Annotated in this window: 13 protein-coding genes; 6 read left to right on the top strand and 7 right to left on the bottom strand. The window is 62.3% G+C overall.

Annotation, left to right across the window (positions count from 1 at the left end):
* Positions 1 to 89: 89 nt before the first annotated feature.
* From H7B90_RS26710 to H7B90_RS26695, 4 genes are all read left to right on the top strand, one after another.
* Positions 90 to 1,526, top strand: a complete 1,437-nt coding sequence (locus tag H7B90_RS26710) for an aldehyde dehydrogenase family protein (RefSeq protein ID WP_185138950.1) — start codon at positions 90 to 92, stop codon at positions 1,524 to 1,526.
* 5 nt (positions 1,527 to 1,531) lie between these two features.
* The gene (locus H7B90_RS26705) at positions 1,532 to 2,899 is read left to right on the top strand and encodes an aldehyde dehydrogenase (protein WP_185138949.1); all 1,368 of its coding nucleotides are present in this window, start codon (positions 1,532 to 1,534) and stop codon (positions 2,897 to 2,899) included.
* Positions 2,900 to 2,992: 93 nt separating this feature from the next.
* A complete protein-coding gene (locus H7B90_RS26700) occupies positions 2,993 to 3,742 on the top strand; it encodes a YheC/YheD family protein (protein WP_185138948.1) in 750 nt (249 codons plus the stop codon).
* Between the two features lie 121 nt (positions 3,743 to 3,863).
* Positions 3,864 to 4,214, top strand: coding sequence for a DUF1444 domain-containing protein (locus tag H7B90_RS26695; RefSeq protein WP_185138947.1), 351 nt, complete (start codon positions 3,864 to 3,866; stop codon positions 4,212 to 4,214).
* A gap of 59 nt (positions 4,215 to 4,273) precedes the next feature.
* Here the strand turns inward: H7B90_RS26695 and H7B90_RS26690 are convergent, their stop codons facing one another.
* From H7B90_RS26690 to H7B90_RS26670, 5 genes are all read right to left on the bottom strand, one after another.
* On the bottom strand, positions 4,274 to 6,340 hold the full coding sequence (locus H7B90_RS26690; protein ID WP_185138946.1) for a GxGYxYP domain-containing protein: 2,067 nt from the start codon (positions 6,338 to 6,340) through the stop codon (positions 4,274 to 4,276).
* 354 nt (positions 6,341 to 6,694) lie between these two features.
* Entirely contained in the window at positions 6,695 to 7,354 is a 660-nt protein-coding gene (locus tag H7B90_RS26685; protein WP_311772820.1) for a TetR/AcrR family transcriptional regulator, read from the bottom strand.
* A gap of 46 nt (positions 7,355 to 7,400) precedes the next feature.
* Positions 7,401 to 8,444: an ABC transporter permease gene (locus tag H7B90_RS26680; protein ID WP_185138945.1), complete on the bottom strand. Its 1,044-nt coding sequence runs from the start codon at positions 8,442 to 8,444 to the stop codon at positions 7,401 to 7,403.
* Positions 8,441 to 9,184, bottom strand: a complete 744-nt coding sequence (locus H7B90_RS26675; protein WP_185138944.1) for an ABC transporter ATP-binding protein — start codon at positions 9,182 to 9,184, stop codon at positions 8,441 to 8,443. Before H7B90_RS26675 ends, H7B90_RS26680 begins: the two co-directional genes overlap by 4 nt.
* A 198-nt stretch (positions 9,185 to 9,382) precedes the next feature.
* The gene (locus H7B90_RS26670; RefSeq protein WP_185138943.1) at positions 9,383 to 10,168 is read right to left on the bottom strand and encodes a helix-turn-helix transcriptional regulator; all 786 of its coding nucleotides are present in this window, start codon (positions 10,166 to 10,168) and stop codon (positions 9,383 to 9,385) included.
* Positions 10,169 to 10,350: 182 nt separating this feature from the next.
* Here H7B90_RS26670 and H7B90_RS26665 point away from each other — a divergent pair, with 182 nt between their 5' ends.
* Positions 10,351 to 11,868 (top strand): glycoside hydrolase family 43 protein, encoded by a 1,518-nt coding sequence (locus H7B90_RS26665; protein ID WP_185138942.1) that lies wholly within the window; start codon positions 10,351 to 10,353, stop codon positions 11,866 to 11,868.
* A 106-nt stretch (positions 11,869 to 11,974) separates the two neighbouring features.
* On the opposite strand, the gene sigZ is transcribed toward H7B90_RS26665, so the two are convergent.
* A complete protein-coding gene (sigZ, locus tag H7B90_RS26660) occupies positions 11,975 to 12,571 on the bottom strand; it encodes an RNA polymerase sigma factor SigZ (protein WP_185138941.1) in 597 nt (198 codons plus the stop codon).
* A gap of 103 nt (positions 12,572 to 12,674) precedes the next feature.
* On the opposite strand from sigZ, the gene H7B90_RS26655 reads away from it, so the two are divergent.
* On the top strand, positions 12,675 to 13,700 hold the full coding sequence (locus H7B90_RS26655; RefSeq protein WP_185138940.1) for an aldo/keto reductase: 1,026 nt from the start codon (positions 12,675 to 12,677) through the stop codon (positions 13,698 to 13,700).
* A gap of 25 nt (positions 13,701 to 13,725) precedes the next feature.
* Here H7B90_RS26655 and H7B90_RS26650 read toward each other — a convergent pair whose 3' ends face one another.
* The gene (locus H7B90_RS26650; RefSeq protein WP_185138939.1) at positions 13,726 to 14,652 is read right to left on the bottom strand and encodes a DMT family transporter; all 927 of its coding nucleotides are present in this window, start codon (positions 14,650 to 14,652) and stop codon (positions 13,726 to 13,728) included.
* Positions 14,653 to 14,892 lie beyond the last annotated feature (240 nt).

Here is a 14,892-nt window from a genome sequence, read left to right as displayed (position 1 = left end):
GGCGAGGAGAAGCGGGATATCGATTGTGGTATTCTAGAGATAGAAGAATGAACGGCCGATAGAGAGGCGCCGAAGGGAGAGACGCGGAAGTGAGACGGGAATTGTGGATCGATGGAGAGTGGAGATCGTCCGGCATGTACGCGGAGCTGCGGTCCCCTTACTCGGGGGAACGGATCGCCGAAGTAGCGCAGGCCGGGGAACGCGAGACGGGGGAAGCGATCGCGGCGGCCGAACGCGCCTTCGCGATTATGTCGGCGATGCCGGCGCACGGGAGAACGGCGATCCTCGAGCGGGTCGCGCGGCTCATGGAGGAGAGGAGCGAGGAGCTCGCCCGCATCTTGACGCGGGAAGCGGCGAAGCCGCTGAAGACGGCGAGAGGCGAGATCGCGCGCACGATTCAGACGTACAAGTTCGCGGCGGCGGAAGCGGGCCGCATCGGCGGGGAGACGATCCCGATGGACGCGGCGCCCGGCGGAGAAGGGCGGGTCGCCTATACGGTGCGCAAGCCGCTGGGCGTCGTCGGGGCGATCACGCCGTTCAACTTCCCGTTCAACCTCGTCGCCCACAAGGTGGGGCCGGCGATCGCCGCGGGCAATACGGTCGTCCTGAAGCCGGCCGGCCAAACTCCGCTGTCGGCTCTCGCGCTCGCGGAGCTGTTCGAGGAAGCGGGTCTTCCGAAGGGCGCGCTGAATGTCGTGCCGGGCAGGGGCTCGGTCGTGGGCGAAGCGATCGCGAGGGACCCTCGCGTCAAGGCGGTCACGTTCACGGGAAGCCCCGAGGTCGGCATCGCGCTGAAGAGCAAGGCGGGGCTGAAGCGAGTGACGCTCGAGCTCGGCTCGAACTCCGCCCTGATCGTCGACGATACGGTGCGGCTGACGGATTCGCTCATTCAGAGGTGCGTTGTCGGCGCCTATTCGTTCAGCGGGCAAATCTGCATCTCCATCCAGCGGATGTACGTCCACGAATCCTTGTTCGACGAGTTCGTCTCCAGGTTCGCGGAGGAGGCGGGGAAGCTCGTCATCGGCGACCCGGAGTCGGAGGAGACGGACTTCTCCGCCCTTATCCACGCGACGGAGGCTTCGCGCATGGAGGAGTGGGTCGCCGGCGCGGTTCGCCGGGGAGCCAAGCTCGTCGCGGGGGGACGGCGGCTCTCCGAAGCGGTGTACGCCCCGACGGTGCTGACCGGCGTGCCGGAGGACGAGCCGGTATCCTGCCGCGAAGTATTCGGACCGATCGTCTGCGTCGAGCCGTTCCGAACGCTGGACGAAGCGATCGAGAAGGTGAACCGTTCGCGCTACGGCCTTCAGGCCGGCTTGTATACGAACGATCTGCAAGCGGCGATGAAGGCGGCCGACAAGCTGGAGGTCGGCGGCGTCATGATCAACGATTTTCCGACGTTCCGGGTCGATCACATGCCGTACGGAGGCGTGAAGGAGAGCGGCTTCGGACGGGAAGGCATCCGCTACGCGATCGAGGAATTGACGGAGCTCAAGCTGGTCTCCATTCGGCTGCGGGACGGAGGCTGACCTAGATGCCGGATATCGGGGAACTGTTGGATCGCCAGAGAGAATGGATCGCGCAAGGGAAGGCGGGGAGCGTCAAGGAGAGGCTGATGAGGCTGGCCGCGCTGAAGGAAGCGATTCGCAGCCGGGAGCCGAAGCTTCTCGCGGCCTTGCGCGACGATCTCGGCAAGTCGGAGGCGGAGGCGTACATGACCGAGATCGGCATCGTCTATCGCGAGATCGGCTTCGTCCGCAAGCATCTTCGGAAGTGGGCCCGGCCGCGCAAGGCGAAGACCGCTCTGACGCATATCGGGTCGATCGCGCGGATCGTCCCCGAACCGTACGGAACCGTCCTCATCGTCGCGCCTTGGAACTATCCGTTCCAGCTCGCCGTCTCTCCGCTGATCGGGGCGATCGCGGCGGGCAACGCGGCCGTCGTCAAGCCGTCGGAGTTGACGCCGCGTGTATCCGGCGTTCTGGAGGAGATCGTGACGGCGGCCTTCCCGACAGGCGGCGCCCGGGTCGTGCAGGGAGGGCCGGAGGTCAGCGAGGAGCTGCTCCGCCACAGGTTCGACCTCATTTTCTTCACGGGCAGCCCACGGGTCGGGAGAATCGTGATGGAGGCGGCCGCCAAGCATTTGACGCCGGTCGTGCTGGAGCTGGGCGGCAAGAGCCCGTGCATCGTGCACAAGGACGCCGACTTGAAGCTGGCGGCGCGCCGGATCGCCTTCGGCAAATTCACGAACGCCGGCCAGACGTGCATCGCTCCGGATTACATCCTCGTCCACCGGGACGCGAAGGATCGGCTCGTCGCCGAGCTGGCGGCGGCGATTCGCGAATTTTACGGCGACGACCCGCTCCGCAGCCCGAAGTACGGCCGAATCGTCAGCGAGCGCCACTTCGACCGTCTGCTCCGGTTCGCGTCGGAAGGCCGGACGCTGCACGGCGGGGCTTACGACCGGGAGAAGCTTCGGTTGGCGCCGACGATCGTGGATTCCGATTGGGAAGCTCCCGTCATGCAGGAAGAGATCTTCGGTCCGGTGCTTCCCGTGCTCGAATACGGGGAGCTAGGCGAAGCGATCGACGCCGTCGCGTCCCGTCCGAAGCCGCTCGCGCTTTACCTGTTCACCGGGGACCGCTCGGTGGAGGAGGCCGTGACGCGGCGCGTCTCCTTCGGCGGAGGCTGCATCAACGATACGCTCATGCATATCGCGACTCCCTATCTGCCGTTCGGAGGCGTGGGAGAGAGCGGGATCGGCAGCTACCACGGACGTTACAGCTTCCAGACCTTCTCTCATGAGAAAAGCGTCCTGAAGCAGACGACGAGGTTCGATCTCTCGTTCCGCTACCCCTCCTCCGAGCGCGGCATCCGGATCATCCGCCGGTTGTTCAAATGACCGCGGCAACGGGATGAACGCCGTTGCCGAACCCTCCGGCCGCTCATACCTTGGACTATTCCGCATCTTAACGGGTGGAGGAGAAGAGCGAGAATGAGCTCAAGCTATATCGGCAGCAAGTGGAGCAAGACGCTTCCGCTGCTTCGCAACGCCGAGACGAGACGGTGGGTCCCGGAGACCGCGAGATTGTCCAAGGGGAAGCTGAGGTCGCTGCTCGCGCGGTACGAGACGGTTTACGTCAAGCCGGATCTCGGAACGTTCGGGATCGGCGTGATGAGGGTGAGACGGCTGACGGGAGGCGGTTACGAGCTCCGGCACGGAACGAAGAGGGCGACGTATCCGAATTACGAACGGCTGTACGGAACCGTAGCCCGTCTGAGAAGGGGAAGGCCCTATCTCGCCCAACAGGGCATCAAGCTGCTGAAGCACAGGGGCCGGCGCTTCGACGTCCGCGTCATGGTCCAGAGGAGTCCGCGGATGCGGTGGGAAGCGACCGGGGTGATCGCCCGGGTCGCCGCGCCCGGCAAGGTCGTCACCAACTACCATAACGGCGGAACGCCGATGCCGCTGGGCAGGCTGCTGAAGCCGTACCTGAGCGCTCGGGGCATCTCTCGCCAGATCCGTTCCTTGAAGAGGACGGGGGTCAAGGTGGCGAAGGTCATCAAGCGGCGATTCCCCGGGATCAACGAGCTCGGGGTCGACGTCGGCCTGGATCGGACGTTCACGCCGTGGATTCTCGAGGTGAACACGAAGCCGGACCCTTACATCTTCCGGAAGCTGCCCGACAAGTCCGTCGTTCGCAAGGTGATCCGCTACGCGCGGGCTTACGGGCGAATCCGATAACCGAATGCGGCGAAACCAGAGCGCTTCGAGGCGCTTCGGGTTTCGCTTTCTTTATTCCGATACGGTAGAATAGTAGACGATCTACGTGAAGCGAATTCGTTCGCGAGGGAGGCAGCGGGACTTGAGCAGTGTAAAGATCGATTTATACGGGGATTGGATCGAGACGGTTCGCGAGATCTTCCGCGGATCGGGCTTCCCCTTCGAGCCGGGGACGCCGGATACGGTCATCGGACAAACCTATTACCGTCAATCGGCCGATACGGACGAAGAAGCGAGCCGGCTGAGCGAGGAGAACGAGAGCCGGCTGCGAGGCATGCATTCGACGATCCTGGAGCATCTGGACGCCGTCATTATTCCCGATATTCGCGCGCGGACGGGATACGAGGGAGACGAGTTCGAGTTCAAATGGGTTTACCAGCAGGGAGAGCATATCGTCGAGACGTTCTCGAAGTATCGGATTCCCCTCGAGTGAGCCGAGAGAAGAGGGGCCGCCCGCGTCCTAACGGACGTTCGGGTCGGCCCCTCCGCGCTTTATTGCGGCTTCAGTCCGTACGCCTGGCGTACGAGCGAGAAGTAACGGTCGGCCGCGACGACTTCGTATTCCGGCCCGAGCGACTCGGCGATGGCCAGCACGTCGGACGGTCTCATGCCCCACGCGTTCACCCCGACGGAGAGGAACAGCGGCGACTTGCCGTCCCAGCCCGCCTTGGCATCGGCCAGAGCGTTCTTGCCGTCCTGGACCGTTCCGATCCCCTTCTGGTTCGACACGGGGACTCCGCCTACGATATTGATGCCGAAGCTTCCTCCCGCCAGCAGGATGCCCGGGACTTTGGCGTATTTCCCATAGGCGGCGGCTTCCTCCTCGGTGAGCGGAACGTCCGTCGTCCCTTCCCGGTTGATGACCATCGGGATGGTCATGCCGGTCTCCTTCATATACCGATATCCCTTCTTCAGGAAATCCGGGAACGTCGTCTCCGGCCACGGATGCGGGCTGAAGTAGCCGGCTCCGGAAGGACCCGCTACCAGCAGATCGTTGTCGGTGGCCGTCTGCCGGTAATAGTTCAGAATCGCCGGAGCCGCGTCGTAGAGCAGCGGGCTCGAAGTCCAGTTGATCGGCACTTGTCCGCGCGCCGGATCCTCCCATAGAATCTCCCGCATATGATTCTCGTCGTATTGCAGGTTGTCGCCTTCGCCGAAGGTGAAGGTGACGTAAATCTTGTTCTCCGGCTTCGCCTTAACGAGCTTGCGGTCCTTGACCTTCTCCGGCCTCGTCCCCGAGAACACGGTCATGTTGTGGAACCAGTCCGCGGCCAGCGTGAAGACGCTGTAGCTCGAGAGCAGATCGACGGAAGCGGCTTCGCCTTCGAAGTCGTTGCTGAACCAGCCCAGATAAGGAGTGCCGGGTTCGACGTCCGAGAGGATCTTCTCGAACAAGGCCCGCTGCTCGGGCACGTCGGTCGACAGCCAGAACACCATCGCCTTGTTGGCGACCGCGTAATCGCGCAGATAGCCGTAGGGCTCCCGCTGCTCGGACGAGAGCGGACGAACGTTGCCGACGGATACCTTGAACTGGTTCCACATCTCGATGGAGATCGTCAGCTTCTTCGCGTCCGCCGGCGGCTTGAATTCGTAGACGAAGTAATTGCCGTTGTCGGCGAAGCGATGGTCGGCCCCGGGCAGCGCCTTGGAGCCTTGCCGGTCGTAGAGATACGCTTCTTCTTCCGGCGTATTCGTATCGAACCGGGCGATCGTCTGACCGTCGGCCTCCACGGAGATAGCGTGAACGGCGGGGCCCCAGCCGTCCTGCGGGAACGAATCGTCGAACCTCACGTACACCGCGTCTCCGCCCAAGTAGGAGGAGAGGTCGTATTCGTACGTGTCGCGGTTGCTGGCGTCCCGAAGCTGCCGGGTCTCTTCGGCGATCGTGTCGAACGTATCGGGAATGCCCGGCGGAATCGGAATCGACGTATTGGGGCTCAGGCCGATCAGCATCCGGTGCGTCGTCCGGCTCCACAGATGATCGTATTGCCATTGGTAGGCGTCCAGCTTGTCTTCGAACCGCCCCCGCAGGTCGTCGAGCACTTGCAGGTTATAGGGGGCGGCCGTTAGCGTGTCCGCCCATTCCGGGCTGACGACCACCGCGTCCTTGAGCCCCGCGAGCGTCGTCGCGACGTTGATGGAATCCGGGACGTCCGGGTCGTAGACGATCATTCCTTTTACCGCTTTTCTATACTTATTGAACAGGTCCAGATAGGAGTCGTACACGGTGTGCGGAAGCGTCATGTTCTCGAACCAGGGATCGTTCTCGTTCTGAATCAGATAGATGCGCGGCTTCTCTCGGTTGACGAGACCCTGAAGGGTCGTCATGAGCAGCTTGACGTCGCCGGGTTGTTCCCGGACGTTCGCGACGTCGAGCCGTTCGGCGCGCGCGAAGGAGGGGAGGGCTTGATGGGCGGGCCACTGGATCGTGCTCTTCGGCGAAGGCTTCTGCCCGGCCGTTCCGGCCGTCTCGGAAGGTTCGGCGGAAGCGCCGAAGGACAGCGCCGTCGAACAGAGAAGAGAGAGGGCCAAGCTTGCGATCGTTGCTTTGCGAATCAATCGGATCACCTCGTTTGGGGGATTGGATTGCGGCGAAGCGGCTGGCTTGCTGGCGACCCACCTCCTTCCGGCATCGAAGCCTGGAGAGTGATATAGATTGTATGCATAAACATATTAAATATAAATAATAGAATAAATCAATTCATTCGACGAATGTTCTTATTATTCTGTTTATTTCGACAATATACGACCGAAATCTCCTTGGGCATAATCGGCGGGGACTCGCTGTAGGAGTGGGGTGTTGAATATAACAAATATGTCATGAAAATCAAACGCCGAGACCCTGCGGAATGTTCCGCACGGTCTCGGCGCTTTGGCGTTCTGACGTTCCGGCGTACGCGCAATCGGCGACAATCAGGTCAGGCCCCGGACCAGAAAAGCGATCGTCGCCTCCCGTTCCGCCTCGTCGTTCCAGCGAGTCTCCTCGCGGGCTTCGCTCCAGGTACGGGCGAGGACATAGCCGAAGACGGCGGACACGATCAGGCGAACGAGAGTGACGTTCGGCAGGTCGCGCAGCTTCCCTTCGGCCTTGAACCTGTCCAGGATGCGCTCCACGCGCTCCAGCACGAGGGGGAGAATCGCTTCGCGGAACCGCTCCTGCAGATCGGAATGGAAGGGCAGCTCCTGAACGAGAATTTTGAACAAGCTTAGGTTCTGCTTGACGAATTCGATCCGGTTGTCGATCAGCGCGCGAAGGAAGGACTCGAACGAGTCGTAGTCCGCGCTGAGCACGCCGCGGAATTCGCGCATGACGAACGGCGCGATCAAGCGGGCGAGCGCCGGCGTCGCGATGGCGAGCAGCAGGTCCTTCTTCGTCTTGTAGTGGCGGAAAATCGTTCCTTCGGCGACGCCCGCTCGCTGGGCGATCTCGCTCGTCGAAGAAGCGGCGTATCCCTTCTCCGCGAACATCTCGATGGCCGCCCGGACGATGCGCGACTGCTTCTCCGTCACCTTCTTGCCGTCGGAACCGGCTTCGAGCAATTCCTTGAGCCAAGGCTCCATCTGTTCCGTCACCGGGTTCTCTCTCCTTGCGATGGCCGAAGTCCATGAACGATCGGCGTTAAATGGCGCGTTGCTTCTTCAATGCTACAACGTTCAGCAAGGCGAATGCAACCGAGAAGCCCGACAGGACGTAGACGTCGGCCTGGATGTCGGCGAAGCCTTCCCCTCGGAGCATGATGCCGCGCATCGCGTCCGCCCCGTAGTAGAGAGGCATGGCATAGCTGAGCTTCTGCAGCCACGGGTTCATCGCGTCCAGGTTGAACAGCCCGGAGAAGAACACCTGCGGAACGATGACGAGCGGAATGAACTGGATGATCTGGAACTCGGTCGTCGCGTAGGAAGAGAGCAAGGTGCCGAGCGTGAGCGCCGTCAGCGTCAACAGCAGGTTCATAAGCAGGACGAGCCCGATCGAGCCGTCCATGTAGAGTCCCAGCACGTAGATCGAGAAGGCGGCGATCAGGGCGGCTTGGAGCAAGGCGAACAGGCCGAAGCCCGTCAAGTAGCCGCCGACGACTTCGGACCGGCGGATCGGCGTCGCGAGCAGACGCTCCAGCGTGCCGGTCGTGCGTTCCCGCAGGAAGGCGACGCCCGCGAGCAGGAAGACGAAGAAGAACGAGAAGAAGCCGATGAGAACCGGGCCGAACGAGTCGAAGGAAGTCAGACTCTCGTTGCCGTGCAGGTACGATACGCGCGGCTGCATCCGGGCCGCGGACGACGGCGAATTCCCGGGCCCATCCTGCTGCAGCGCCTTCTGCAAGACGACGAGCACGCTCTTGGCGACGGCCGGATCGCTTCCTTCGAGCAGAATGGAAGGAGCGCCGCCCTCCAAGGTCGCGACGGCATCTAACCGCCCGTCGGCAAGCGCGGCCCTGGCTTCCTCCAGGTTCGCGTACGCCGCGACTTCGGCGCCGGCTTGCTCCAGCTTCGCGGCGAGCGGCTCGGGGAGGGTAGCGATGCCGATCGACGGCTTCACGGCCTGGCCGTTGAAGACGAAGTTCATAAGCGTCAGCACGAGCAGGGGAGCGAGGAACAGAAGCGCGAGCGTTCTCTTGTCGCGGACGAATTGCCGGATAATCCGGATGGCGAGAGCTCGGGTTCTCATGAGCGGACGCCTCCCCCGAGAACGATAAACGCTTCTTCGATCGTGCTCGCGCCGCTGCGCGCCTTGAGCGCCTCGGGCGTATCGACCGCGGTGAGCCGCCCGTCGCGGATGAGCCCGATCCGGTCGCACTTGTCGGCTTCGTCCATGACGTGCGTCGTCAGCACGATGGTCGTGCCGTTGTCCCGCATCGCGAGCAGCTCCTTCCAGATCGACTGCCGCAGCGCCGGGTCGATGCCGACCGTCGGTTCGTCGAGCACGAGCAGCTCCGGCTCGTGCAGCAAGGCGATGGCGAGCGAGAGGCGTCTCTTCATGCCGCCCGAATAAGCCGAGACCGGCTTGTTCAGATGGCCTAGCAGATCGACGACGGACAGGGCGGCCCGGATCCGCTCGTTGCGGCGGGCGCCGCTGAGCCCGTACAGCGATGCGAAGAAAACCAGGTTCTCGCGCGCGGTCAGCTCGTTGTACAAGGCGTCGGACTGGGCCATGTACCCGAACCGCTGCAGCATCGCCAGCTGCGGCATCCGCTCGCCGAGCAGGCGCACGGTGCCGGAATCGGCCCGGTCGATGCCCGTCATAAGCTTGATCAGAGTCGTCTTGCCGGAGCCGGACGGACCGAGAAGACCGAACAGCTCTCCGCGCCCGATGTTTAGCGAGACGCCGTCCAGGACGGTCCGGCCGCCGAAGGCGCGGGTCAAGCGGTCGAGCTCGACGACGGGGCGGCTTGGGGAAGAAGCGGTCATGATCGCACTCTCCTTCATTTAGCGAGTAAGTACTCACTTTTTTTCAGGGTCGATTCGATCATACTGCGAGGAAGCTCCTTCTGTAAAGCGGATAATCGCTTGCTTCGTCCGTCCTGGCGGGAGAGGGGGATGACGAAGAAGCCCTTCCCGTCGGGAGGGGCTTCTCGAATCGATCGGCGAAGACCTATACCGGGCGGACTAGCGGGCCGAACCGGAGGCCTCGTTGACGGATTTGCGGTAGGCGCGGGGCGTGCTGCCCACAAGCTGGCGGAATTGCCGCGAGAAGTGCTCGACGTTCGGATACCCGCACTGAGCCGCGATGTCGGCGATTCTCTGCCGCCCGTGAACGAGTCTCTCCTTGGCAAGCTGGATGCGGCATTGAATGACGTCTTCCATGCAGGAGATGCCGAAGGTCGATTTGTAGAGGGATTGCAGGTAGCCCGGACTTAGATGCACGTGCTCCGCCATGACGGGGACGGACCAAGGGTATCCGGGATCGGCGTGGATTCTTTTGCGAAGGTCCAGCAGTTCGTGGTAATACGGTTGCCGAACGGTCGTACGGGACGCTTCGAGCAGCTTATGGAACAAAATTCGGAGCAGGTAGTCGATGGACAGCTCCCGATAGTCGCCGTCGAAGAAGTTCTCGACCGCCAGCAAACGGAACAATTGGCGGCAATAATCGGGATCCGCCACGGGAATCGGAACTCCGACCGGCAGCGCCGTCTCGGTCAAGAAGGGCTCCTCGGATGCGAAGCGCACCCAATCGTTCACGAACCGGTCCGCGCAGGCTCGATATAGAATCTTCCGGCGAGGGGGGAAGAGCGCGGCGCAGTTGGCCGGGTAGGGACGAATCTCCCCGTCGACCCAAAATTCGGCGGGCGTCCGCGTCAGGATGAGCAGCCAGAAGTCGTGCCCTTCCGGGATGTCGTAGACGAAGTCTCCGGGGTGAGCCGCATCGCACCCGACGTAATAAATCGTAGCCAAGAGCCCCAACTCCGATTGTCCTATATTCGAATAGATCAATTTAAAACAAGTATATATCATTGCTGATCGGATGTCAGTCCACTATACTTTCCATGTAATCGGTTCCTTCATCTTCGGAATTATCAATATAGTACGAATCGAACAAGAGCGAGAAGAGAAGCTAGATTCGGCGAGGGGATTCCATGAACAAGACCATCATTCAGAACCCGATCGTCTGGGCGGACGTTCCGGACGTATGCGTCATCCGCGTCGGGGACGTCTTCTATATGGTCAGCACGAGCATGCACTCGATGCCCGGCTGTCCGATCCTGAAGTCGCGGAACTTGATGCAATGGGAGATCGCGAATTACGTCTTCGAGACGCTGGAGGACAACGACGCCCACAACTTGCTGGACGGGAAGGGCATCTACGGCAAGGGCTCTTGGGCCGCGAGCCTGCGGTATCATGACGGCTTGTACTACGTCGCCTTCTCCTGCAACGACACGAACCGGTTCTACGTGTACCGGACGGCGGATATCGAGAACGGACCGTGGGAGCGCTTCGTCATTCCGGGGCTGCACCACGATCCGAGCCTGCTGTTCGACGACGGCCGCGTTTTCGTAATCTACGGCAACGGAGACATTCGGATCCGGGAACTGACGGACGACGCGACGGCGGCGAAGGAGGGCGGCCTCGACCGCTTGCTGTTCGAGACGGAACGCGAAGGAATCGGCCTGCGATGCGAAGGCTGCCACGCCTACAAGCGGAACGGCTTCTATTACCTGTTCTTCATCGAGTGGCCGACCGTCGGCAACCGGCGCCGCCGGCAGGTCGTCTATCGGTCGCGGGAGCTGCTGGGGCCTTACGAACGAAGAGTCGTGCTGGACGACGACTTGGGGTATCGGAACAACGGCGTCGCGCAGGGCGGCATCGTCGATACGCCGGACGGCGTCTGGTACGCGGTTCTGTTCCAGGATCACGACGCCGTCGGCCGAATCCCTTGCGTCGTGCCCGTGACCTGGGAGGACGATTGGCCGGTCTTCGGCGTGGACGGGAAGGTGCCGGAGAGGTTCGAGGTCGCGCTGCCCGGCTCGGAGGCGAAGCCGCTCGTCGCCGGCGACGAGTTCGACTATGCCGAGAACAAGCTGGCGCTCAACTGGCAGTGGAATCACAATCCGGACCCCGCGCTGTGGTCCGTGACGGAGAGGCCGGGATGGCTTCGGCTTACGACGGGACGAACGGTATCCGGCGTCCTTAACGCCCGCAATACGCTGACGCAAAGAACGGAAGGGCCGGCCTGCAGCGGAACGGTCAAGCTGGATTCGTCCGGGATGCGGCCGGGCGACCGCGCGGGGCTGGTCGCGCTGCAGAGCCGGTTCGGCACCGTCGGCATTCGGATCGGCGAACACGGCGAACGCCGCGTCGTCATGAGCGTGAACGACGGGAATGGCCTCGAAGAGACGGTCGAAGCCGCGGCGTACGAGGACCGGTTGGTCTATTTGCGAATCGAGTTCGACTTCGAAGACAGCGCGGATACGGCAACCTTCTATTACTCCGCGGACGGAGAGTCCTGGACGGCCATCGGCCGACCGCTGAAGATGAAGTACACGCTCGATCACTTCATGGGCTACCGGATCGGCCTGTTTAACTACGCTACCCGGGAGATCGGCGGCTTCGCGGATTTCGACTATTTCCGGTATGCCAAGAAGACCTCGACCTGAACTCGAATCGAATGCGAGCCAAATCAAGAAGCGTCCCGGTTCCTTGCGAACCGGGACGCTTCTCCTGTACATTCCTCTCTCTATAACGCTCCCCATAACGCCCCCTTTAAGGGGACCGTTGCAAGCCGTCGCCGCAGCCGTCTGCCCGGCGATTCCGCTTCAGCGGCTTCGGCTCCGGCGACAGAATCCGGAAGTCGACGATGTTCCCGTAGGCGTCCGTCTCGATGTGGCAGCAGCCCGTCAGCAGCCGCCGCAGCATCTCCCGACCGCGCTGGACCCGGGATTTGGCCGCCGAATAGGAGATGCCGAGCCGATCGGCGAGCTCCTTCTGCGACAGCCCCCGAAGCTCCGAGAGCACGAGGGCTTCCCGGTAGACCTCCGGCAGATGCGGAATCGTCGATTCGAAGCAGGCGATCACTTCCCGCGAATAATCCCGCTCGGCCTCTTCCCCGGGCGCCGGCAGCTCCTCGGAGATCTCTTCGGTGCGCCGCTGCTTGCGGTAGTGGTCGACGATCGCGTTCCGAACGATCTGGTAGATCCAAGGCTTAAGCTTCCGCTCGTCCTTCAATTGGTCTTGATTGGCGTAGATCTTCAGGAACGCGGTCTGGACGATGTCGTCCGCGTCCGCCTCGCTGCGAGCGCGGTTCCGGACGAACCGTTGAACCGGTTCCTGGTATTCCCGCCACACGGTCTCGATGTTCATCGGAGAGGTCTCCCCCCAAAAAAAAAATTCGCGAAAAGCTGCGTCCCTCGCAAAAAGCTTCCGTCTCCCTAAGTGTAATGCATTCAGAGGAGGCTGGGAAGAAATGAAGTACAACTTGCTGGGCAACACGGGAGTGCTCGTATCGGAGATCGGGCTCGGGACGATGAATTTCGGCGCGGAAGGCAGCTGGGGCGTGTTCGGCGCACTCGGCGACGACGAAGCGGCGAAGCTCGTCGATCAGGCGCTGGACGCCGGGGTCAACTTCTTCGACACGTCCAACATCTATTCGCAGGGCCGTTCCGAGGAGGTTCTGGGGAAGGCGCTTAAGGGGAAAAGACATCAAGCGCTGATCGCGACCAAAGTCAGGGGCCGCATGGGACCCGGGCCGAACGAGATCGGCTTGTCGCGCCTGCATATCCTGCGCCAAGTCGACGAGAGCCTGAAGCGTCTCGGCACCGACTATATCGACCTGTACCAGATTCACAACCCGGATCAGCTGACGGATTGGGAAGAGACGCTCCGCGCGCTGGACGATCTCGTCCGGAGCGGCAAGGTCCGGTACATCGGCAGCTCCAACATGACCGGGTGGGAGATCGTCAAGACGCGGGCGATCTCCCGGCAGCTCGGGCTGCATGCCTTCAAGAGCAGCCAATCCTATTACTCCTTGGCCGGACGGGAGCTGGAGAGGGAGATTATTCCGGCGCTCCTCGACCAGAACATGGGCCTTATCGTCTGGAGTCCGCTCGCCGGCGGCTTCCTGACGGGCAAGTACAGCCGGGACAGCCGCGGGAGCGAGGACGACCGGCATGCGAAGTTCGCTTTTCCCCCGGTGGACCTGGAGAAGACGTACGGAATCCTCGACGTTCTCCGCGAGATCGCGGCCGAGCGGGAGACGACCGTATCCCGGGTCGCGATTGCCTGGCTGCTGCATCAACGGGCCGTCACGACCGTTCTCGTCGGAGCGAAGAGGCCGGATCAGCTCGAGGATAATCTCGCGGCGAGCGGCCTCGTTCTAAGCGCGGACGAGCTGGCGAGACTGGACGAGGCCAGCCGGCTGCCGGTCGAATATCCGGCGTGGCCGTTCATGGAAGAAGACGATTCGATCATTCGCAAGCATGTCCGTTCCTAACAAGAAGACCCTGGGCTGCTTCCGGTCAAGCGGAAGCCGTCTCAGGGTCTTTGTCGATCTTGGGCGCGTCCGCCTGCTCCGCTCTCATGTAGAGGACGAGCCCGAGGATGACGAGCGCTCCGCCGGCCAACTGGAAGCCGCCGACCATCTCCCGGAACAGCGCCATGCCGAGCAGGCTGGCTCCGATCGGCTCCGCGAGCACGGACATCGAGATCGTCGTCGGCTTGACGTATTGCAGCAGCCAGTTGAAGATCATGTGGCCGAGCACCGTCGGGACGAAGGCGAGCAGGGCGAACACGAGCCATTCCCGGGGCGGATAGCCGGTCACCGGGATGCCGCCGGCGAGGTTGTATCCCCAGAAGCAGAGGAACGTGACGGCGAACACGATCAGGCTGTAGAGGTAGGACGGGACCCGTTCGAGCAGCCGCTTGGCGATCAGCATGTTGACGACGACCGCCAGCGTCCCGAGGAACGAGAGGACGTCTCCGAGCACCGCCGACTTCGACACGCCCGAATCCCCGGAGCCGACGAGAACGACGCCGGCCAGCGCGATCGCCATGCCGGCCAGCGCCGTCCTTCGCGGACGGTCCTTGAACAGGAAGTACGCGCCGGCCATAACGAAGACGGGCTCCAGCGACAGAATGATAGCGGAGCTGGCGATCGACGTATAGTCGAGCGAAGCCATCCACAGCAGGAAGTGCAGCGCGAGAAAAAAGCCGGCCAAAGCGAGCAGAACCCAGTCCTTGGCGGACACCCTCCGAATCGGGCCGAGGTGCTTGGCTCCGAAGGGAAGCATCATGACGAGCGTGAACAGCATCCGGTACATCCCTTGAACGGAGACCGGGGCATCGGAATAACGGACGAGAATCGGCGCGAACGAGATCGCGAGCATTCCGACGACAAGCGGAACGGCGGGAGCCACCGGAGGCGCCCGCCGGGAAGAGGTCGACATGGCGGATATCCTTTCATCGATCAAGATAACTTCATCATTCTAGCGCCGATGCTCGCGATTGGCAATGGCGGACTCCGCCTGCGAACGCGAAGAAGCCTCCTTCGCTTAAGAATGATTTAAGAAGGAGTTCACGGGCGGTTTAGGATTGTCCTCTAGAGTAGAGAGAGAAGACGGACGTCCGGGAAGCCGGATTCGAATCGGCAGGAGTGCGATCCGGGGACGAACCTTCTTGTTCTGCTA

Origin of the sequence: Cohnella xylanilytica, from assembly GCF_014212175.1 — a bacterium.
GTDB lineage: Bacteria > Bacillota > Bacilli > Paenibacillales > Paenibacillaceae > Cohnella > Cohnella xylanilytica.
Note: the sequence above shows the minus strand (reverse complement) of the source record. Positions and strands in the feature narration are given on the sequence as shown.

Bases quoted from the DNA above. Each gene is read 5' to 3' on its own strand.
- H7B90_RS26675 (WP_185138944.1), bottom strand. From the start codon at position 9,184: ATGACCGCTTCTTCCCCAAGCCGCCCCGTCGTCGAGCTCGACCGCTTG.
- H7B90_RS26665 (WP_185138942.1), top strand. From the start codon at position 10,351: ATGAACAAGACCATCATTCAGAACCCGATCGTCTGGGCGGACGTTCCG.
- H7B90_RS26680 (WP_185138945.1), bottom strand. From the start codon at position 8,444: ATGAGAACCCGAGCTCTCGCCATCCGGATTATCCGGCAATTCGTCCGC.
- H7B90_RS26700 (WP_185138948.1), top strand. From the start codon at position 2,993: ATGAGCTCAAGCTATATCGGCAGCAAGTGGAGCAAGACGCTTCCGCTG.
- H7B90_RS26705 (WP_185138949.1), top strand. From the start codon at position 1,532: ATGCCGGATATCGGGGAACTGTTGGATCGCCAGAGAGAATGGATCGCG.
- H7B90_RS26655 (WP_185138940.1), top strand. From the start codon at position 12,675: ATGAAGTACAACTTGCTGGGCAACACGGGAGTGCTCGTATCGGAGATC.
- H7B90_RS26650 (WP_185138939.1), bottom strand. From the start codon at position 14,652: ATGTCGACCTCTTCCCGGCGGGCGCCTCCGGTGGCTCCCGCCGTTCCG.
- sigZ (WP_185138941.1), bottom strand. From the start codon at position 12,571: ATGAACATCGAGACCGTGTGGCGGGAATACCAGGAACCGGTTCAACGG.